Origin of the sequence: Vallitalea guaymasensis, assembly GCF_018141425.1 — a bacterium.
GTDB classification, from domain to species: Bacteria; Bacillota; Clostridia; order Lachnospirales; family Vallitaleaceae; genus Vallitalea; species Vallitalea guaymasensis.
In genome coordinates this window covers 4,059,273-4,079,948 of the sequence record NZ_CP058561.1, presented here as the reverse complement: position 1 = coordinate 4,079,948, position 20,676 = coordinate 4,059,273, and the positions used below count along the sequence as shown (strand labels likewise).

The 20,676-nt window shown below is 28.0% G+C and carries 19 protein-coding genes; 6 read left to right on the top strand and 13 right to left on the bottom strand.

Going from position 1 to position 20,676, the window contains the following annotated elements; genetic code table 11:
- Positions 1-76: 76 nt before the first annotated feature.
- Positions 77-805 (bottom strand): hypothetical protein, encoded by a 729-nt coding sequence (locus HYG85_RS17465; RefSeq protein ID WP_212690738.1) that lies wholly within the window; start codon positions 803-805, stop codon positions 77-79.
- A 169-nt stretch (positions 806-974) separates the two neighbouring features.
- Here HYG85_RS17465 and HYG85_RS17460 point away from each other — a divergent pair, with 169 nt between their 5' ends.
- On the top strand, positions 975-1,529 hold the full coding sequence (locus tag HYG85_RS17460; protein ID WP_212690737.1) for a sigma-70 family RNA polymerase sigma factor: 555 nt from the start codon (positions 975-977) through the stop codon (positions 1,527-1,529).
- Between the two features lie 37 nt (positions 1,530-1,566).
- On the opposite strand, the gene HYG85_RS17455 is transcribed toward HYG85_RS17460, so the two are convergent.
- The 9 genes from HYG85_RS17455 to HYG85_RS17415 form a co-directional block, all read right to left on the bottom strand.
- Positions 1,567-2,304 carry a hypothetical protein gene (locus tag HYG85_RS17455; RefSeq protein ID WP_212690736.1) on the bottom strand — a complete coding sequence of 246 codons (738 nt, stop codon included), beginning with the start codon at positions 2,302-2,304 and terminating at the stop codon, positions 1,567-1,569.
- A gap of 320 nt (positions 2,305-2,624) precedes the next feature.
- Positions 2,625-3,296, bottom strand: coding sequence for an ABC transporter ATP-binding protein (locus HYG85_RS17450; RefSeq protein WP_212690735.1), 672 nt, complete (start codon positions 3,294-3,296; stop codon positions 2,625-2,627).
- A complete protein-coding gene (locus HYG85_RS17445) occupies positions 3,293-4,918 on the bottom strand; it encodes an ABC transporter permease (RefSeq protein WP_212690734.1) in 1,626 nt (541 codons plus the stop codon). Before HYG85_RS17445 ends, HYG85_RS17450 begins: the two co-directional genes overlap by 4 nt.
- Before the next feature lie 4 nt (positions 4,919-4,922).
- The gene (locus tag HYG85_RS17440; RefSeq protein ID WP_212690733.1) at positions 4,923-5,528 is read right to left on the bottom strand and encodes an extracellular solute-binding protein; all 606 of its coding nucleotides are present in this window, start codon (positions 5,526-5,528) and stop codon (positions 4,923-4,925) included.
- Positions 5,529-5,591: 63 nt separating this feature from the next.
- Positions 5,592-7,418: an ABC transporter ATP-binding protein gene (locus tag HYG85_RS17435; protein WP_212690732.1), complete on the bottom strand. Its 1,827-nt coding sequence runs from the start codon at positions 7,416-7,418 to the stop codon at positions 5,592-5,594.
- Positions 7,418-9,274 (bottom strand): ABC transporter ATP-binding protein, encoded by a 1,857-nt coding sequence (locus tag HYG85_RS17430; protein ID WP_212690731.1) that lies wholly within the window; start codon positions 9,272-9,274, stop codon positions 7,418-7,420. Before HYG85_RS17430 ends, HYG85_RS17435 begins: the two co-directional genes overlap by 1 nt.
- Positions 9,275-9,323: 49 nt before the next feature.
- The gene (locus HYG85_RS17425; protein ID WP_212690730.1) at positions 9,324-10,358 is read right to left on the bottom strand and encodes a radical SAM/SPASM domain-containing protein; all 1,035 of its coding nucleotides are present in this window, start codon (positions 10,356-10,358) and stop codon (positions 9,324-9,326) included.
- Between the two features lie 273 nt (positions 10,359-10,631).
- The gene (locus HYG85_RS17420; protein WP_212690729.1) at positions 10,632-11,708 is read right to left on the bottom strand and encodes a radical SAM/SPASM domain-containing protein; all 1,077 of its coding nucleotides are present in this window, start codon (positions 11,706-11,708) and stop codon (positions 10,632-10,634) included.
- Positions 11,692-11,976, bottom strand: coding sequence for a PqqD family protein (locus HYG85_RS17415; RefSeq protein WP_212690728.1), 285 nt, complete (start codon positions 11,974-11,976; stop codon positions 11,692-11,694). Before HYG85_RS17415 ends, HYG85_RS17420 begins: the two co-directional genes overlap by 17 nt.
- A gap of 509 nt (positions 11,977-12,485) precedes the next feature.
- On the opposite strand from HYG85_RS17415, the gene HYG85_RS17410 reads away from it, so the two are divergent.
- Positions 12,486-12,656, top strand: coding sequence for a hypothetical protein (locus HYG85_RS17410; RefSeq protein WP_212690727.1), 171 nt, complete (start codon positions 12,486-12,488; stop codon positions 12,654-12,656).
- Positions 12,657-12,738: 82 nt separating this feature from the next.
- On the opposite strand, the gene HYG85_RS17405 is transcribed toward HYG85_RS17410, so the two are convergent.
- The 3 genes from HYG85_RS17405 to HYG85_RS17395 all read right to left on the bottom strand — a co-directional run bounded on the left by HYG85_RS17405 (position 12,739) and on the right by HYG85_RS17395 (position 15,927).
- Positions 12,739-13,353, bottom strand: coding sequence for a hypothetical protein (locus HYG85_RS17405; RefSeq protein WP_212690726.1), 615 nt, complete (start codon positions 13,351-13,353; stop codon positions 12,739-12,741).
- A gap of 139 nt (positions 13,354-13,492) precedes the next feature.
- Positions 13,493-14,974 carry a hypothetical protein gene (locus HYG85_RS17400; RefSeq protein ID WP_212690725.1) on the bottom strand — a complete coding sequence of 494 codons (1,482 nt, stop codon included), beginning with the start codon at positions 14,972-14,974 and terminating at the stop codon, positions 13,493-13,495.
- A 359-nt stretch (positions 14,975-15,333) separates the two neighbouring features.
- The gene (locus HYG85_RS17395) at positions 15,334-15,927 is read right to left on the bottom strand and encodes a hypothetical protein (RefSeq protein WP_212690724.1); all 594 of its coding nucleotides are present in this window, start codon (positions 15,925-15,927) and stop codon (positions 15,334-15,336) included.
- 589 nt (positions 15,928-16,516) lie between these two features.
- Here HYG85_RS17395 and HYG85_RS17390 point away from each other — a divergent pair.
- The 4 genes from HYG85_RS17390 to HYG85_RS17375 all read left to right on the top strand — a co-directional run bounded on the left by HYG85_RS17390 (position 16,517) and on the right by HYG85_RS17375 (position 20,618).
- Positions 16,517-17,509, top strand: a complete 993-nt coding sequence (locus tag HYG85_RS17390) for a GDSL-type esterase/lipase family protein (protein WP_212690723.1) — start codon at positions 16,517-16,519, stop codon at positions 17,507-17,509.
- A gap of 34 nt (positions 17,510-17,543) precedes the next feature.
- The gene (locus HYG85_RS17385; RefSeq protein WP_113674296.1) at positions 17,544-18,005 is read left to right on the top strand and encodes a DUF4358 domain-containing protein; all 462 of its coding nucleotides are present in this window, start codon (positions 17,544-17,546) and stop codon (positions 18,003-18,005) included.
- A gap of 66 nt (positions 18,006-18,071) precedes the next feature.
- Complete coding sequence (locus tag HYG85_RS17380) at positions 18,072-19,478, top strand: MBOAT family O-acyltransferase (protein WP_212690722.1); 1,407 nt, start codon at positions 18,072-18,074, stop codon at positions 19,476-19,478.
- Positions 19,479-19,490: 12 nt separating this feature from the next.
- Complete coding sequence (locus HYG85_RS17375; protein ID WP_212690721.1) at positions 19,491-20,618, top strand: DHHW family protein; 1,128 nt, start codon at positions 19,491-19,493, stop codon at positions 20,616-20,618.
- The last annotated feature ends 58 nt before the right edge of the window (positions 20,619-20,676 follow it).

The window sequence follows — 20,676 nt, the reverse complement described above, 5'->3', positions numbered from 1 at the left end:
GAGATCACTTTACATTAATGGCAAAGTAATCTCTTTTGATATATGTAACTTATAATAAAATTAGTTTATGTCAATTTTATCTATCATTAACCTCAAAATAAACATGATTTCCAAACTTTTTCACAGTATTTAATATAGGATTTTTTCTTCCCCAACAAACAAAGGTTGTTGCAGACTCAATATTTGTTTCATTACAAGTAGTTCCATTGCTTAACTTAAATCTCTTAAGATAACTTGAAACAGAAATATCTCCAAAAAATCTACTATTACCAATATCATCATATCCACTTGTTGGAATACTATCACCTTCAACTAAACATGCAGCTAACCATGCACATTCCGCCCAAAGACGATATTCATCTTCTAGATAATAATAATTTAAAGGATCTTTAAAAGCTCCTCCACCATAAGCATCAAATCCTGAAGAAATTACTTGAACTGCTGTTTTATTATCATAATCCATTCTATTCTTTATAGCTTGTGCTACAGCATAAGCATTATCTATTCTAGGAGGAACATTACAAATTTCTCCTAAGATAGTTCGTGCTACTTTTTCTACATTAGATAAGCTACTTACTTGACTAGAACTAATTTTTTTTCCCATCTTATCATAAGCTTCATATCTTAGATAACGTGGTCGATTATATTCACCAGTATAGTCACCAATCCATTCATGTTCTACTTCTTGGAAAGAACACACCTTTTCATAGTTAATTTCTTCTGCATAGGTCGACCAAGATGATGTAAAAATAATTGTCAATAATAATGTCGAAAGTAGTAAAGTTTTAATTTTTGAATCTTTCATGAAATAACCTCCTATAAATATAATTTAATTTTTATTACAACAAATAAAGAGCCTAATATAATAAAAAATGTAAAATAAAATATTATTTTACATTTTTTGATTTAAAAGGCTCTTTTATACTATATGAAAACAAATTTTCTTATATTATATTAAAAGGAGATCTACTATTATGGAAACAAAATGGACAGAATTAATATTAACATTTAAACAATCTCAAGATAAAACACAAAACGAAAAAATAGTTATTAATATAATTAACAGTTTTAATCCATTAATTAATAAATATGCTAGAAAATTATCCTATGATGAAGCACAATCTGATTTAATAATATATCTAATTAAATCAATATATAAAATACCTGATTTAAGTGGTGATGCAAAAATAGTAAAGTACTTCTCTAACTCCTTATATTATGGATATATTAAATTACTAAAAAAAGATATAAAGATAAAAAACAATGAAATAATTGTAGATTTTTGTAATGAAAAATATAATAACCTTATTAAAGATTATGGTGAAATAACAGATATAAAAATAGATATCAATCATTCAATAGATCTTTTACCAAAAAAGGAAAGGAAAATCATTCAGTATAAGTTTTTTGAACAAAAAACCTATACTGAAATATCAAGAAAAATTAACCTAACAAGACCAACAATAAAAAAATACGAAGAAAAAGGATTAGCATTTTTAAAAAATGAATTAAAATCTTATATTGAATGATACTATTAAAAGTATTATTCAATATATTTTTTATAAATTAGTTAAAATTCTTAAAATATTTCTCTAGTGTATTATCTTTACTATAAAAACATGATTTTACTTTTTGTATACCATTATCTTCAATTTTATATACTGAATAGTATGTGTCTACTAAGGGAGAAAAACCCATTGTAACTATAGATTTAGTGATAAGCTCTTCTTGTCCATCTTTATCATAATCATATATACAATACGCTACTGTATTACTAATTTCTAATTGTATCTTTTTATCCTTTTCTTTAATTGATTTGATAAATTCCATTAATTTATTTTCTATTTTTTCATCATACTCAATAATAACTTCTGATGAATCACTATCAACAATAATGGTATTGTTAGTAGTATTATAGTTTTTAAGGAAAAGCTCTTTCTTTAATTCATCATCTGTAGACCATATTTTAGTTATCGGATTTTGAATGTAGTCATAAAGATACAAAAATGTTAATGAACTATATTTTACTGTCTTCTTATTTATCATTCCAACTAATAGATAATTTCCAATTATCTTTAAACTATACTCATAATCATCTATCAAATCTTTGGGTATTGACTTAACCCCTACTTCTTTATTATCAAATTGTAAATTTATTTTCTCTTCATCAAAAAGAAGTACTATATCTTTATTTGATTTTGTATCTTTTATTTTATCTATTATCAAATCTTTATCTCCTATAATTTGATTTAATGCAACAATTATAAATATTAAAATTACTATGATTATACTTATTTTTTTCATTTTAAAGTCTCCTTATAATTTAACCAAAATCAACATCTATTTTCTATTAAATTAATTTTCTATCCCTTTTTTTTATCTATATTATACCATAATATAAATAAAATAAATACATATTGTTTAATACCACCTTATTATTAGTGTTAAAATCAAAAAAACGTATATATATCTTCTAAATTAAACATTATCAACAAATTATACTATACCATTTGTTGATAATATAACAGATTACAAATCCATAAACATACAAAAAAAGCAGGGAATAATCTCTGCTCTTCACAAGTTAAATTACCTATCTAATTTATATAAATCATCTATAACAACTAATCTTTCATATTCATAACTTCCCTATCAATCCTACCATCCACTATGCTAATTATTTTATCCGCCTCAGCTTTTGCATCCTCTGGATTATGCGTAACCATGATTGTGGTTATATTGGTTTTCCTTATAATATTGAACAAATCATCTCTAACCTTTTTAAGTAAGTGGGTATCAAGATTACTAAAAGGTTCATCTAATAATAATAATTTTGGTTTTGGAGCCAATGCCCTTGCAAGCGCAATACGTTGCTGTTGTCCTCCACTAAGCTCATGGGGATACCTTTTTTCATAACCACCCAAAGCAACTAACTCTAATACTTCATCAAGTCGTTGTTTTCTCTCTTTTTTTGGTAGATGATCAATCCCATATTCAATGTTTTTCTTTACAGTCATATGTGGAAATAGTGCATAATCCTGAAAAAGCATACCTATTCCTCTATTTTCTGGTTTCACATTATTATTCACATTAAAAACAACCTTATTATTAATGCTTAATGTACCCTCATATGGTGTCTCAAGCCCAGCTATAACACGAAGTAATGTTGACTTGCCTCCACCACTAGGTCCTACTACTGCTAAAACTCCACCATTATGTAATGAAAATGATACTTTATTTAATGTAGGTTCAATAGCATTACTATATCTAAAGGATATGTCCTTGCATTCAATCATTCTGCCTTCTCCTTCCTGAATCCTAATAAAAATACTAGTGCTAGGGTACTTACACCTATAATCATCAATGCGTAGATGCTTCCTTCATGTATCATCTCATCATTTGCATAGGTATATACTTTAGTAGCTAGTGTATCAAAATTGAAAGGTCTCAGTATCAATGTGAGTGGCAGCTCTTTTAATACATCAACAAATGTTAATATCATAGCACTAATTATAGCAGGTTTTAGTATTGGTAGGTCGACTTTTGTAAAGGTATGCCACTCCCCTTTTCCCAATAGTTTTGATGCTTCATAATATTTTAATCCCATTTTGCTAAAACCCGATTCAACGCTGTTATAACCTATTGCCATAAATCTAATGGTCAATGCAAAAATCAGCATAAATACACTGCTTGTCAAAAACAGGTTTTTCAATCCAAAAAATCCATATATTCCACCCAAATTCCTATCAGCAGCTATAAAAAACACAAGTACGGCTATTGCTATAATTGATGCAGGAATGGAGTAACCAACAATGACAATTCGAGCATATATTTTTGTTATTATTCCAGAATGTAGGCGATTAAGATTTCCTATTATACTACTACAGATGATTATTACGATAGTAACAATGATTGCTGTAATCAAGGTATTTTTTAATATTTTATCCAGGTTTCTAAGTACCACTGTATCCTTTGCTAAAGTACTCCAGTGTATTAATTGAGCAACTGGAATAATAAGACTTAGTAACAGATAGATAGTTCCTACAATATAAAATAATATTTTATATCCTATTGGTGCTGCCTTCTTTGTACCTAAATCTGGAACAGCTTTTGCTTGACTTAATCTCCCTCTACCTCTGAAGAATTGCTCAACCAATAAAATGATGATAACTATAATCATGAGACTTGAAGCAAGTCTGATTGCTCCGTCCACATCTGACAAACCAAACCAAGTAGTATAGATTGCAGTACTAAAAGTTGGAATACCAAAATACTTGACTAAACCGTAATCGTTGAGTACCTCTAGAGCAACAAGTATAACTCCTCCTATGATAGCACCTCTGCTCATTGGCAATATAATTTTATAAAACGTCTGGAATCTGCTTTTACCTAATAATCTAGAGGATTCTTCTATATTTTTAGGAAGGCGATTAAAGAATCCTTTTGTTACCAACATGACATAAGGCATCAAAAACAAACTAAAAACACAAACTGCTCCTCCCATTGATAAGATATCAATTTTTATAGGTTTCAATCCAAGAGTCAACATTATACGATGGAGTGTTCCAAAACTAGTAAAAATACCCCCATAGACATATCCTCCAATGTACGGAGGTATCGCCATTGGTAAAAACAATAATATTTCTAGTGTTTTCGTATATTTCCACCTATATCTTGATAACGACCAAGCGAAAAAAATCCCAAGTAAACATGTAACCCCTCCAACAAGAAAAATAAGGGTTATTGAATTTATTAAATAGTCTTTTAATAGGTATGTTTTAATATGAATCCATGATTCTGTCACAGGTTGAAATAGTTGAATCACTATCATTAAGCTTGGTAAAAGTATCAGCATAATTATGATACTTGCAATGACATGAAGAGGACTTATTCGCCTTCCTTTCATTACATTTCTCATAAGCTTACTGCCATCCAACTTTATTGAAAATCTTTACAGCTTCATCGTTGTATTCACCTAGAAGGGATAAATCTATTTCTTGTATATCAAAATCACCAAAGCTTTTCAATAAATCAGATGGTTCAACTTTAGGATTTACTGGGTATTCATAGTTAGCATTAGCATAGTCATCTTGAGCTTCTTCACCTGTCAAGAATTCTAATAATTTTATTGCTGACTCACTATTTTTTCCGTGTTTCGTTAATGCTCCGCCACTGATGTTAATATGTGTACCTGTTGTTTCTTGATTTGGGAAATACACTCCAATCTTCTTTCCTACTTCAACTTCATATTCATCAGATGAATTTAATAATTTTCCTACATAATAAGTATTAACTATTGCTACATCTCCCTCTCCTGCAACAACAGCTTTCATTTGATCACGGTCATTACCTTCAGGTGTTCTAGCCATGTTTGCTACTAAGCCTTTAGCCCATTCTGCATCGGCTTCTTCTCCATTTAGGGCAATAAATGATGCTAATAATGATTGATTATATATATTGCTTGAACTTCTTACCAGTACTTTTCCAGCCCACTTTGGTTCTGTCAAAGCTTCATATGTAGATAACATAGAAGGATCAACACGGTCAAGAATAATTAATCCTTATTTACAAAAATTATGTTTTTCCATATTTCAAATACAACTTACTTCATCGTTACTCACATAATATTGTGCCTGAGCCATAAACATCTTATAATACTTGCCCTCTCTATCTTTCATGAGTTCATCATGTGAACCATACTGTATGATCTCTCCATTATGGAAGACAGCTATACAATCACATATCCGAGTACTCGAAAGTCTATGAGATATAAAAACTGCAGTTTTTCCATAAGTTAATTCATGTAGCGTATTGAATATTTCGTATTCAGCCAAAGGATCCAGTGATGCTGTAGGCTCATCAAATATCATTATAGATGCATTTTTATATATAGCACGTGCAATGGCTATTTTCTGCATTTCTCCGCCTGAAAATTCAATCCCTTTATCATCAAATATTCTATCTACATAAGTATCTGCTCCATTTTCTAAGACATCTATTTTATCTCCAACTCCAGCATTTTTTAGACATTCAATAACTATATCATTTTGAGTTGAACTACTATTTTCCAAACATATATTTTCCTTAACAGTAAATGATAAAATATTACTGTCTTGAAATACTACTCCAAATAAATTCTGATACTCTCTATAATTATACTTCTTGATATTATTATCATTTAATAATATCTCACCATTTTTAGGGTCATATAATCGCATCACTAGTTTAATAAAAGTAGTTTTTCCTGCACCATTCAATCCTACTATAGCTAGTTTTTGCTTTGATGGTATCTTAAGATTAATATTCTTCAGTACTAGTTTATTCATTCCTGGATAAGCAAAAGATACATTACTAAACTCAAAACTATAGTTAGTATTAGCAGGTATGTGTTCGTTATTCTTACATAAAATTGGTGGTAACTCAATAAATTCTTTATATAGTTTTAGATATTTACAAGTATATTTTATTTTAACCGCTGATTTAAACATTTTAGTTATTGAGCTAATTAAATTATATAGTGCAGAAGTATACATAGTAAAAGACCCTATTGTAAATTTAGAAGGTTCACTTATCACTTTTAGAGCCAAAGTAAAATATATTATGAATTTTTGACTATAATCTAATATATTAATAATAAGATAATGCTTTTTATTCGACGAAGAAATCAATCTAAATAGTCTCTGAGATTTTTTATCAAACTGTCTATATCTACTAAGTATCATCTCAGACGAATCATATAGTCTTATATACTTACTAGCCTTATAATCTTTTATTACTTCTCCATCTAGATAAGAAAACATTTTATTATTTTTAGCATTCTTCTGCCAAGAATGATATTCCGCTTTCTGTCTTTTGCTTTCAGCTATGTAGTTAAATATTATCATTATAATAAGTATTAATATGATTACTATACTTAAATCATTTAGAATATATAATAACCCCATTATGGTACAAATACATGTAATAATGTTCCTAATATTGTTTGTAAAAGTATTAATGCCCCCTGACTGATTTATACCGCTGAGTGCACGTTCTTTTGCATCTAGAATCTTAGGATTTTCCACATATTCATAATCCATAGACATTGTTTTTTTATTTATTTCTAGGTTAAATCTTTTTTTTATAAATTGGTTCTTTGCTTGTAGCCATCTAAAAATAATACTTCTTATTATATGCATAAGTAAATTTACACCTATTAGCAAAATAATTATTTCCAATAGTTTATTGAATTGTTTTCCTAGTATAAGCTCATCTATAATCTTTCTGGACATTAACAGATTATAGATAGTTAAAAAAGAACTAATAAGTGCCAATAGTATTGTTAAAGGCAAAAAAGCTTTTGAATATTCATTTGTTAGCTTTAATATAAAAAAAATAACATTGAATTCCATTGTTAAATTATTATATAATTTCTTCATTAAGCCAACACCTCTTTATGATCCTTGATATCACTATTATAATAGCGAGCTTGTTTATGAAACATTTTTGCATATGTCCCATTAATTTTCATTAATTGCTCATGTGTACCATATTCTTTTATAGAACCTTTATCCAACAATATTATTTTGTCACAAAATCTTGTGCTTGCTAATCTATGAGAAATATATATTGCTGTTTTACCTTTTGTCAATCTATCAAATTGTTCATATAATTCATGTTCTGCTATGGGATCTAAAGCAGCAGTAGGTTCATCAAGTACAAGTATTGGTGCATCTTTGTATAGTGCTCTTGCTAAAGCTACTTTTTGAATCTCACCTCCAGATAATACAATTCCTTCTTCATCTAATATCTTTAATAAGCTTGTATCAATACCATTTTCTAAGTTTTTTAATTTATCTGATAAACCAGCTGATTTAAGACAGTTTATAGCTTTCTGTCTATCAGTTTCATCTATTTTCCTTAATGAAATATTTTCGCCAAGAGAAAAAGCATATAGCTTAATATCTTGAAATACTACTGAGAATAATTTAAAATACTCGTTTTTATCAATATTAGTACTATCTATTCCATTAACAACAACTTTACCTTTAGTAGGTTTGTACAAACCTGTAAGTATCTTAATTAATGTTGTTTTACCTGCACCATTAGCTCCTACTATAGCTACTTTCTCTCCATCTTTTACATGAATGCATACATTGTTGATAGTATAGTTATCACTATTAGGATATTTAAAAAATATATTTTCTAGTTTTATCTTATATACCCTGTCACTAATATCTTTTTTCATTGAATCTCTATTATCATTTTTATTAGGTTCCTTAGCATCAACAAAATTTCTATAATCGTTTATATAGAGATTCTGCTGTCTAATAGATAATATAGAACTAACAACAGATTCCATCCAACCTGAAAAACCCTGAATAGATGCAAAATACATTGTAAAATTACCTATACTCATACCGTTGTATAATACTCTATTTATTAGATATACATATACTATACCGTTTCGAACAAAAGATAAGAAACCTTGTAACGTATCTATTTTAAATCGTTTGATAGCTATTTTTTTTAATTTTAAATATATCTCATTGCACCAAGTAATATATTTATTAGTCAACCATTTTGCCATATCATATAATCTAATATCTTTAGCTAGGCTATGATTTACCATTTTCTTATCCAGATATTTTAGTTTTCTTTCATTTATAGCCATTTGTCTATCTACTTGATGAGAATATTTTTTTTCTCCTAGAGAAGCTTTATAAGTAATACCTACAGTTAATATCAGAAAAAATACTATTAATGGACTTAAAGTACTGATTATAGCTATATATCCTCCAAAGGCAACAATATTACCAAATAAAACAAATATTTGATTAAGAATTCCTTCGACCCCTATATCATTACCTGACAGTGCCATCCAAGCTCTCTGTATTAAGTCCTTAGTATTTACTCTTTCTAATTGTTGATAATCCATAGTCATAGCTTTTTTATCAATTTTATGAATAAACTCCATTCGGATTTGAATTACTCTTGGCCAATATACTTCTTGTGAATAAACTTTTATAAGATTTAATAATAACCCTCCTATGCAAAATGAAGCAATTATAATTACTAGTATGTTAATTCTCTTAAGTCCAACTAATTCATCAATTATCATTTTAGGAAGAAAAATACCTATAAAAGGTATTATTCCAGCAGTTATTGAATATATTAAGAAATAAAATATTAATGGCTTATCCCATAACCATATATGTTTGAATAAATATATTATTGTATTAAAAGTATTGTATTCCAACTTTCTCTTTTTTTTCTTTTCTTTTAATTTATTCATTTTATGTTATTCTCCTTATACAAGAAAAATATAGACTTGATTATAATTATTAATTAGCGATAAGTTTTGATTTTGGAAACTCACCTTCTTCATACATAACCTGACATATAGGATCAGGAGCATTTAACTTCCCATATACTTCATAAGCTATGGCTCTGCATCCGCCTTTACATAATTTTAAGAATAGGCAATTATTACAAACACCTTCTAATGGTTCAGTTTTCTTGACAACCAACTCTTTTCTTTTCCATATATCCTTAAGCTTTTCATTTTCAATGTTGCCTAATAGAAGTTCAGAATCTTTCTTTGACTTGCTCCATCCACATAATGAAATATTACCACCAGGAGTTAAACAGCAAACTGAGCCAAAATTACATCCTTTAGATGATTTTGGGTAATAAAAATTATTTAGTGAATATAAACCTGTACACATAGGAGCACTTGTATCGATTTCCATAGATTCATTTTCTTTAGTATAATTTTCTATCCTTTTATGTATATTAATCATATCTGGTCTAGTTAATCTATCTAAATTTTCTCCCCGTCCTACTGTTTGGAGAATATTAAACTTTACAGAATTAGCACCTATAGATGAAAGTAATTTTAGGATGTCTTCTAGTTCGTCCATATTTTTCTTTGAAATAGTTACTAAAATTTCTTTATTTTTTATTTTTGGAATAACACTTATAACTTTATCAAAAGCTCCCTCTTTGCCAACTATTTGATCATGTTTAGGAGCCTTTGAAGAATGTAGACTTATTGATAAATATATGTTATTATCATTCAATAGTTTTATCATTTTATCATCTAACAAAATACCATTTGTCTCCATTCTCAACCGAACATCACCATAATTATTAACTAAATCAATAATATTGGTTACATAATTTTTTAATACTAATGGCTCTCCTCCAGTTAATTTTAGAGATCGCATTCCCATATTGTAAGCTTCATCAATTGTTCTTTTAATTGTTTCCAATGAAAGCTCATCTTCTTTTACATCTGGACCAGAATATGCCCAACAATGTTCACATTTTAAATTACATTTAAAAGTTAAGTATATAAATAAAGATTGTATTCCCATATGTTTTTCTCCTTCCTAAAATGCAAATGCAAAATAGAATTAAAAAATTCTATCCTGCATTTTATAGCATATTACGTAAATTCTCAATAATTAGTTACCATTACGGCATCCATCTGAGCATGAATGTCCAGCTACTGGAGGTTCCTTTTCCTCAAGATCTTGGATTAATGGTTGTTCGTATCCCATACTTATCCCCCTTTCCTTATGTATTTGTTAAATTTAACATTGTATAAAAATCTGCTTTTTGTGATTAAAAAGCAGTTTTTATCTACTTCAAATAATCTGCTTATCTACTTCGTTAATTATACAATTACTATCACATCTATTTTTCAAATTTTTATATTTGTAATAAGATTCTGCTCGACATCCCCCATAGCACCTTGATTTCAAGTCACATTCTGTACAGATATCACTGATTTTAATATTCTTTTGATCTCTCCATTGTATAAATCTCCTAGAATGTTTCCAAATATCTTCAATACTATTAACTAAAACATTATCTTCATCATCACAAAAATCCTGTGAAAGCATATTACAAGGAACCATATAACCATCGTATAGAATAGCTGCACTTTTGAAACCAGCACCACAATTAATAAGAGGTATATCAGATAACCCTGAATAACTACAATCTGTTATACTTTTAAATAAATTGATATAATCCTCAAAATAGTCCGTACTTATATCAATTTCTTTACCATATTTATTTTGTAAAAACTTAATTTTATTAGCTATATATAATTTATCAATAATGGATAAACTAAATTGATCATTATCTTGACTATCTAAACGTCCAACATTTATGGCTTCTCCAAACATCAAATTGTTGATACCTAAGCTAAGCATATCATTTATTGTCTGCTCCATATATTTAGCATTCTTTTTACTTATAGTACAATTGATATATATCTTAGACTTGTCCAAATAATTCATTAGCATTTTTAAACCTTGAACTGTTTTATTGTATGATCCTTTTCCCCTGATACTGTCATGAATTAATTGTGGACCATCAATACTTACCATCACTGTTAAGAATCTGCCCGCAATAAACTTAGCTATCTTATCATTAATAAGAGTAGCATTAGTATTAAGTTTTAATGTCTGCCATATATCAAAAGCTTCTATAATATCTATAAAATCTTTTCTTACTAAAGGTTCTCCTCCAGTAATAACAATAGAAAATATCTTAGCTTTTGCAGTATCTCTAGCAATTTTAATCCACGCTTTTGTATCTAAATCATTATATTGCGCAGAAGAATCTAAATAACAATGAGGACACTTAAGATTACAACGATTAGTTATAGATAGAAATAAATTAGTTGGTAAGCTGAAACTATTCTTCTCTAGCAACAACAACCTCTCCTTTTATTAAATCAGAAACAAATAATTTTGCATCTTCTTTAATCTTTTCATTCCCGACTTGTGTATCAAACTTCTTATTTAATTCATTGGTGATGTCATCTACATTGATAAATTCATTATCAGGTATTAATGACCATATGTATGCACCAGTTTTGTTTAGGATTTTTATTCTGTTCTTATTAGAATCGTATAATAGATATTCTTCTTCCTCTGGTTCAAACCTATCAATTACCCCCATCTTTCTTGTTATAAGCACATCAACCGCCTCCTAAAAATAATTATAAAAATGGCTTGTCCCATTTTTTGAACTATAGACTTATATTCAATCATAATATTATGAATCAAATTGTTACTAAAATCATATTAACATGTTTATTACATATTTGCAATATATATTTTTATTATTTTTTATATTCAAATTTAATTATTATTTTCTACATTTTTTACTCTAATTATTTAATAATCTTAATATTCTTATTAATTTCACGCTATAAACTCAAGAAATTGCAATAGCTATATAATATTACTATTTTTCCATAAATTAATTGTTATTTTACATATAATTGACAAGTTAAGAAAATCAAACTTTACCTATAAGTTAGTGTTCCATTGATACATCACAGATAAGTGAAAGTATCTAATCATATAGTAAAACAGTTCTACGTCTTCATCTCTATAAGCTATTGTTATTAAGCCCATTATCCTATAATTCCCTAATAGCAAAAAACCGATAGTTAATATAGCAACTATTGAGGAGAGAGCATAATGCAAAAGAAAATGAATAAAATCAAACTTTACATAGACACTAATCAAGCAAATATTGATCCACAATGTTTACAAGAAATTATAGACCTGATTATTATAAATCCAACTCAAGCAGAAATTGAAGAAATCTTAACGGATTATGATGTGATTTATGAAAGATTAAAACAATGACAAGAATGATAACAAATTTATACGTAGCATCAACTTAATTGAAGGAGCAGTGGAAATATCCCTGCTCCTTAATTCTTTATGTTTAATCGCTTAAATTTTCAACACTATCAAATATATAGTCTAGCAATGCTAATCTTTCAGATAAAACATTAGCCTTTAATTCTTTCTCAACATCATATAAATCTAGAATTGAATGAATTTGATTATTCATATCTACTAAATGCTGAATTACTTGTTTATTACTATTTATCTTTTCAATAGTTAAATCTATAGTTCCATTAGATTTACTAAAACCATCCAAATTATCAGATAGATTTTGAAGAAAATTAAAATAGATTGTCATTGCCTCTTTATTACTTTTCAATTCGTGATTACTCCAGTAATTAATCATATTTAAATATTCTTGGAGTTTGATAGTATATTCCAACGAGATATAATTTATTATTTCTAATTGTTTATAAATGGCAATATAATCTTTCATGTCAATTGCTTCATTATTCTCTATATTCTTAAGTTCATATATTAAATACTCATTAGCAGCAATCATTTCTAATTCTTTGTCTATGAAAAAGTCATTATAAAATTTATTAATATCTTTATTGGAATTGTTATGTTCGTATTTCATTCCAAGAATAAATGCAATAAAAATTATTATTATTATTGATAGAGCTAATAAAAATTTCTGTGATTTTTTCATGAAGAAATCACTCCTCTAATATTATATATATTTATAATTATAATAACATATACTATATATTTAATTAACTATCCTCTCACACATCGTATACAGAATTATATATCTAACCCTAAAATTATAAATACTATTTCGTTATATTTTACCATACATTTGATTCATAATCTTTCTCTTCTGTAGTATTATCATATGAATAACTTTCTTTATGTATTGTAGTAAAATAAACATCAAACTTCCATTGTATAACCGATTGAGTATTAACGTTCTTAACAAGATTATTATCCATCACCAAACAACTTAGATTAATATCAAAATGATCAACACCATCAGCTAAGTATGTATCCGAATCATATTTAACATAAACTGCTCTCTTGTCTACACCAAGATTCTGTAAATCTCCTTTTGTAATTGTAACAGGAGAATATACTGGTTTAATTGAATTTATAAACTTGTACACTTTATTTACATCTGAAACAACTGGGATATTATTTGTAGCTAACGATAACCATGCTTTAATAGTCTTTGATGTGTCTATTCCACCTCCTTTGTGGTATGTTCCTCCAATTATTCTAGAGGCAATCTGTGTATTATTTCCAGCTCCAATTTTAACCTCTGCATTTTTAATCTTAAATAAATTCTCTAATTCTGGATAATGAACATCATTAATATATACACTTTCAGACATTCTTAAAGATGAAGTCCATGTACCAGAACCAGCCTTTGGTATATCTGCAATTAATCCATCTACATAAGGACACATTTTATAGGTATAGGTATCCCAACCTGGTTTATAATAATCTATATGAATATCACCAGCCCATAAATACCCTTGTGTACTACGTGTTGTAGTTAAAGTATTTAAGCTTACTTTTCTTTTAGCTTCTACATTACTTATTATATCATCTAACAATACACTATTATAATTTATTTTGTTAAGTAATTCAGAACTTACTATACTATTTGAAATACTTTTATTATTTATAAATGTATTATTGTTTTTTTCATTTGCTCTTAGCTCAATCATTTGTTGTACTTCACTACTTTTAATTACAATACTTTTTATTGGTTTCAATAAATCTATAAACCAAAAAGAGTCAATTCTTGATGAAGCCATAGTTTCTATCTTCAATCTATTATTATCAATAACCTTAGATAGTTTGTCTTCTGTTAAAATTATATTACCATTATTATCACTCATATAAAGTGTAAATATCGGTTCTTCTATAATTTGTTTATTAAATACAGCTTTTTGATTTGAATTAAAATTCAGCTCTAACAGATGAATTTTAAAATTATTAAATTCATCTTTCACATCTGCTACATATATTCCTTGATCTGATTTTCGACTTTTATATAGCTTACCTATTAATGAAAATCTAGAACTATTAATCTCTCCAACAATATTAATGGTATTATTAAGTATATCAATTTTTTCAATATATAACTTTGATTCTTTATTTTTCTCTGGTATTTCACACTTATTAAATGCATCTTGAACTAAATTCTCATTAATAATCCATGAAGTTAACGTTATTTTTTCATCACTAGAACTTGCATTAGAATTAATAGTAAATAAAGATATTATCATTATTAAACTTAATAATACAGATGTTATTTTTTTCATATTAATTACCTCAACTTTCTTATTTAAATTAGTTTAACAAAATTTGTAAATCCACACCTCCTTTAATAATAAAATAGGTATAATTATTAGTACTTAATTAGCAATATATATTATAACATAATACCAATAAATTATATTATCTTTTTTTTATTGTTAGTATAATTTTTTTTATAAACTCATATAGAATTTTAATTTATTATATAAGCCATATAACAAATATTAGTTATTTTTCAAAATATTTTTATTCCATTATAATCTAAATCTCATAAATTAATTATTAAAAATTATTATAATAAAAAAAGAGTGTCATACTAGCTAATTTTATATTTCTAGCTAGCACAACACTCTTATAATAATCTTTATTCACTACAATAATCAGCCTCTGAAAAATCCATTACATATTTATAAGTTTCATCTCCTGTGTATTCTTCAGTTTTTTTATCTTTCATACAACTACCAATATAATTTATCGCTTTTTTCTCAGTATCAACTTCTAACAACTGAGCTTTGATATACTGTTTATCCTCTCTAAATACAACAACATTAGGATTTTCATTATCTTTCAGTTGATTAATAAAAATCTTACTGATTTTAGGAATAGGTGATAAATCACCATCATCTTCAAAATCTCTTCCCTCATATTTCATATCAACTTTGTCACCATTTTCATCAATACCTACAATCATTATTTTTTCTATTTCTTTATCCAATTGATCTGTAACAGCATAAACATAATGAGTAGTATCAACAAATTCACCGAACATAACAGTTCTGTTTTGATTATTTTTCAACATCTCAGTGAACTCTTCAATCAATTCCACTTTTTCGTTTTTTGATTCAAGTTCATCAATCTTATCTTTACCAGTATCTTGATTATCTTTACTACAAGCTGCTAATATAATAACAAGTGCCATCATCATTATGAATGTTCCTACTGCATTTATTTTTTTCATCTAATATCATTCCTTTCTACATACTTTGACTCTACAGCCCTATTATTTTATCCTCTATCCCATAATATGTCAAAACCTTTCTTTTCACCCCAAATTCCACTAAAAATCTTGATTTTTAAGGTCCCTAGTCAATAGGACAAAATCATTAAGATATTGTTACACTTTTAGTAATTATTATTTAATACAATTATAACTATAATTTAACATATTAACCTTATTTATGCTATATAATACTAGAGTGTATCATAATAAGAAATCGTCTCATAATGACAATCACTACATTCTTAATATGTTTTTTTGATTTTTACGAAGCAATATAAGATTTTAATGATTTATGTAATAAAAGCAAGAAAAAAGTTCTATAAACTCAAATATGACTCAATCTTAATTTTATGCATCTACATTCTTAAATGATATTTCCAACAATTACTAGATCGTTTATTGTAAAAAAATATAAGTTATTAAAACTTTTTGCTTTGTTGAATAGTCTTATATATGAAAGCTAACATAGTATAAAAGTATTATAGTAAAAAATACTATGCCAGCGAGGGATAAGTATAAAATAATAATGCCAAAGAAAGGGGAAAACATGAACAATTATTCAAGAGCTACACGCATGAACTACATTAGAAAAAAAAGAAGAAAAAGAATTCGAAGAATGTTGCTTCTTGTAATATTGATTAGCTTGACACTAAGCGTCAAATGTCAAGAAGGTCATTACAAAAAGTCACATGATTTAGACGCCTCAGCAACAACCAACCCGAGCACTGACCTCAATGATAAAAACCCAGAGACAAACCAAGAATCCATTGAATATTTGTTTAAGGACGAAGATCAAAAACCAAAAGAAGAAAAACCTGTTGAACCAGCGCAACCAGAAACAAAATTAAATACCAATTCTGATTCAGATGAGAATGATAATAATTCTGAATCCCATGAGAAAATTGATGAAACTGTTACAGATGATTATGATTATACCAAACAAGTTCCCTTAGGTGAACCCGTTGAAGAAAGCTATTTTGATGATGCTGTGTTTATAGGTGATTCTCGTACAGAAGGATTTATGCTATATTCCCCTCCTTCTTCTAAGGCTTTATCATATACATATAAAGGACTAATGGTAGATACTGTTTTTACAAGTGAAGTAATTAAAAAAGATGGTAAAAAAATACCTGTCATGGAAGCACTAAAAAATACTGATTTTGGTAAAGTATACATTATGTTGGGTATTAATGAAACTGGATGGATCTCTAATGATATCTTCATAGAGAAATACGAAAAGATTATAGATTCAATCAGAGAATCTCATCCTGATGCAATCATATACATACAATCGATTTTACCTGTGAGCCATAGAGTATCCTCTACTCATAGTTACATAAAAAATTCGAAGATTAATCAATATAACTCTCGTATTCTTGAGATGGCAAGAGATAATGGAGTATATTATGTAAATGTTGCAGAAGCAATGACAAATGAAAATGGTTGTTTACCAAAAGAAGCAGCAGTTGATGGAATACATTTGAAAAAGTCATATTGTCAAAAATGGCTTGACTATCTAAAAACACATACTATTAAATAAAATATTAATTAAGATAACTAAGGAGAAAAAGATTATGAAAAGATTTATTTGCATTTTACTAACTATGACTATTGGATTATTCACACTCGTTGGATGTGGAGGCAAAGATAAAGATATAACAATCGATATTAGTGCTTTAGCAGGAGATTTAACCAGTAAGATAGAATTTCAAGATGACTTAACTAAGATTGAAGGCAACAGCATTGAGTCAATATATCAGATAGATTATGCAGTATCCTCTGAAGTATATGTAAGCAGTGGAGCAACAGCTGAAGAAGTTGCAGTGTTTGAATTAAAAGATGAAACGGAAGCAGATAATGCTTACAAAGCAGCCGGGGAAAGAATTGATGCTCAAAAACAAGCTTTTGAAAGTTATGTGCCAGAAGAAATGGAAAAACTTGATAATGCTGTAGTTAAAAAAGTTGGTAAATATGTCATCGTTTGTGTTGCTAATGATAACACAGCAGAAGATATAATAGGAACATATACTGACTAATTATTCTTTAACATAATACATGCAACTTCCTACCCTGCGACCCGAAAATAACGGAGGTATTTTCTCATGATTTTTAGCACACCAATTTTCATATTTTTGTTTTTGCCATGTATTTTAGCTGTATATTATATCAGTCCAAGTAAGTTAAAAAATACAAGCTTGTTTCTTGCGAGCTTGGTTTTTTATGCTTGGGGAGAACCAGTATATGTTAGTATAATGCTTTTTTCAACTGTTTTTGATTATATGAATGGTCTATCTATTGAAAAATTCAAATCCCAAAAGAAATATAATAAGGCTAAACTTGTCTTGATTATCTCCATTGTGGGAAATCTAGCCATACTGTTTTTCTTTAAATACAGTAATTTTTTAATAAGCAACATCAATCAATTGACAACACTAAACATAACACCATTAGATCTTAAGCTTCCTATTGGTATATCCTTTTATACATTTCAAACAATGTCCTATACAATAGACGTTTACCGTGGTGAAGTCAAAGCTCAGAGGAATATTATTGACTTTGGAACCTTTGTTTCATTGTTCCCACAACTAGTAGCTGGACCGATAGTAAGATACAAAACAATAGCTGAACAATTAAAAAATAGAGTCAGCAGTATTAATAAGTTCTCTGAAGGTGTACAGCGTTTTATAATAGGTATGGGTAAAAAAGTGTTATTAGCCAATAATATCGGTATGCTATGGGAACAGATATCAAATTCTGATTTAACTATTGCTTCTGCATGGTTGGGGGCAATCTGTTTCAGTCTGCAAATATATTTTGATTTCTCTGGTTATTCGGATATGGCTATTGGACTTGGTAAAATGTTCGGATTTGATTTCTTAGAGAACTTCAATCTGCCTTATATCTCTAAAAGCATAACTGAATTTTGGAGAAGATGGCATATCTCTCTTGGAACTTGGTTCAAAGAGTATGTCTACATTCCCCTAGGCGGAAGTAGAGAAGGAAAGAAAAAACTAATTATCAATATGCTGATTGTCTGGGCATTAACTGGTCTATGGCATGGAGCTAACTGGAATTTTGTTTTTTGGGGAATGTACTTTGGTATTTTGCTAATTCTAGAAAAGCTGGTTTTCCTCAAATGGCTTAAGAGGTTACCTGATTTTGTACAGCATTTCTACACTCTATTTTTAGTAGTTGTTAGCTGGGTTATCTTTGCCATTGATGATACTTCAAAGTTAAAAATATATTTGCAGACCATGTTTGGACTTGGTAATGTACCCCTAATAGATAAACAGACCATCTACTTGTTTTGTACCAACATATTTTTGATTATCATATGTATTGTAGCATCAACTAGATTGCAAACTATCATTAATACCAAGTTAATGAATTTTAGACATGAAGGATTAATATATACCGTTAAAAATATATGCTATATAACTATATTCATAGTATCTATCTGCTTTTTAATAGGTGCATCATATAATCCATTCTTATATTTTAGATTTTAGGGAGGGATTTAAGTGAAATCAATACATAATGCTATACTAGGAATTATTTTTATAATAATAATCTTTGGGATAATGATTGCTAATATAATTACCCCTGACAAAAAATTCTCGGAGAACGAAAATAGGTATTTAAGTAACAGTCCAAAGTTTTCCATAGAGAAATTAGTCTCAGGGAAATATGCCAAGGATATTGAAAAATACATAGATGACCAGTTCATTATGAGAGAAAAATGGATTGTTGCAAAATCAAACATAGAACAATTACTTCCTAGAAAAGATATCAATGGTGTTTATTTAGGAAAAGACAACTACCTTATAGAGAAACACTTGGACAAAGATTTCAACTATACACAATTAGATGAAAATATTGCAATCATCAATTCTTTTTCAGAGGAATATGAGCATCTAAATATAGACTTAATGGTTGTACCAACTTCTGGATTGATATTGGAAAATAAACTACCCTGGAATGCACCTCAATTCGACCAACAGAAAGTAATTGATGATATAGGGGATAAGATTACTTCAAGTAATTATATTGATATTACGGGGACCCTAAGTAGTCACAGCAATGAATATATATACTATAAAACAGACCATCATTGGACAAGCCTTGGAGCTTACTATGCATATGTTGATTATTGTAAAAGCACTGGGACAGACTATAAACCTTATGAAGCTTGGGATATAGAGAATGCTGCTACATCATTTAGAGGAACTCTTTATTCAAAAGTCCTTTTAAATGGTATCTATGATGATATTGGTTTATTCAAGAATAAACAGCAAAATCCCTATAAAGTTTATTATAATTTCTCCAAAACTACCAGTAATAGTGTTTTCAAGTATGACAAAATAGATGAAAAAGACCAATATCAAGTTTTTTTCGGCGGAAATCATGGAGAATTAAAGATTGTCAACGAAGAAAAGAATACCAAGAATTTACTTGTAATAAAAGACTCCTATGCTAATTGCTTCGTTCCATTAATTATGAATCAATTTGGTAAAGTTTGCATGATTGATTTAAGATACTTTAATAGTGATATAGATAAGTACATAGAAGAAAATAATATAACAGACGTTTTATTTCTATATGGCATAATGAGTTTTTCTAATGATACTGGATTCAGAAAACTACAGTAATAATATATGCTGTTACTTAATTAAATATATAAAATGGGGGGCTGTCCATAATACATTT

Excerpts from the sequence above, each read along its gene's own strand:
- HYG85_RS17450 (WP_212690735.1), bottom strand. The coding sequence starts at position 3,296 with ATGATTGAATGCAAGGACATATCCTTTAGATATAGTAATGCTATTGAA.
- HYG85_RS17430 (WP_212690731.1), bottom strand. The coding sequence starts at position 9,274 with ATGAATAAATTAAAAGAAAAGAAAAAAAAGAGAAAGTTGGAATACAAT.
- HYG85_RS17410 (WP_212690727.1), top strand. The coding sequence starts at position 12,486 with ATGCAAAAGAAAATGAATAAAATCAAACTTTACATAGACACTAATCAA.
- HYG85_RS17405 (WP_212690726.1), bottom strand. The coding sequence starts at position 13,353 with ATGAAAAAATCACAGAAATTTTTATTAGCTCTATCAATAATAATAATA.
- HYG85_RS17425 (WP_212690730.1), bottom strand. The coding sequence starts at position 10,358 with ATGGGAATACAATCTTTATTTATATACTTAACTTTTAAATGTAATTTA.
- HYG85_RS17435 (WP_212690732.1), bottom strand. The coding sequence starts at position 7,418 with ATGAAGAAATTATATAATAATTTAACAATGGAATTCAATGTTATTTTT.
- HYG85_RS17395 (WP_212690724.1), bottom strand. The coding sequence starts at position 15,927 with ATGAAAAAAATAAATGCAGTAGGAACATTCATAATGATGATGGCACTT.
- HYG85_RS17400 (WP_212690725.1), bottom strand. The coding sequence starts at position 14,974 with ATGAAAAAAATAACATCTGTATTATTAAGTTTAATAATGATAATATCT.
- HYG85_RS17460 (WP_212690737.1), top strand. The coding sequence starts at position 975 with ATGGAAACAAAATGGACAGAATTAATATTAACATTTAAACAATCTCAA.
- HYG85_RS17440 (WP_212690733.1), bottom strand. The coding sequence starts at position 5,528 with ATGTTATCTACATATGAAGCTTTGACAGAACCAAAGTGGGCTGGAAAA.
- HYG85_RS17465 (WP_212690738.1), bottom strand. The coding sequence starts at position 805 with ATGAAAGATTCAAAAATTAAAACTTTACTACTTTCGACATTATTATTG.
- HYG85_RS17390 (WP_212690723.1), top strand. The coding sequence starts at position 16,517 with ATGAACAATTATTCAAGAGCTACACGCATGAACTACATTAGAAAAAAA.
- HYG85_RS17445 (WP_212690734.1), bottom strand. The coding sequence starts at position 4,918 with ATGAGAAATGTAATGAAAGGAAGGCGAATAAGTCCTCTTCATGTCATT.
- HYG85_RS17455 (WP_212690736.1), bottom strand. The coding sequence starts at position 2,304 with ATGAAAAAAATAAGTATAATCATAGTAATTTTAATATTTATAATTGTT.
- HYG85_RS17380 (WP_212690722.1), top strand. The coding sequence starts at position 18,072 with ATGATTTTTAGCACACCAATTTTCATATTTTTGTTTTTGCCATGTATT.
- HYG85_RS17385 (WP_113674296.1), top strand. The coding sequence starts at position 17,544 with ATGAAAAGATTTATTTGCATTTTACTAACTATGACTATTGGATTATTC.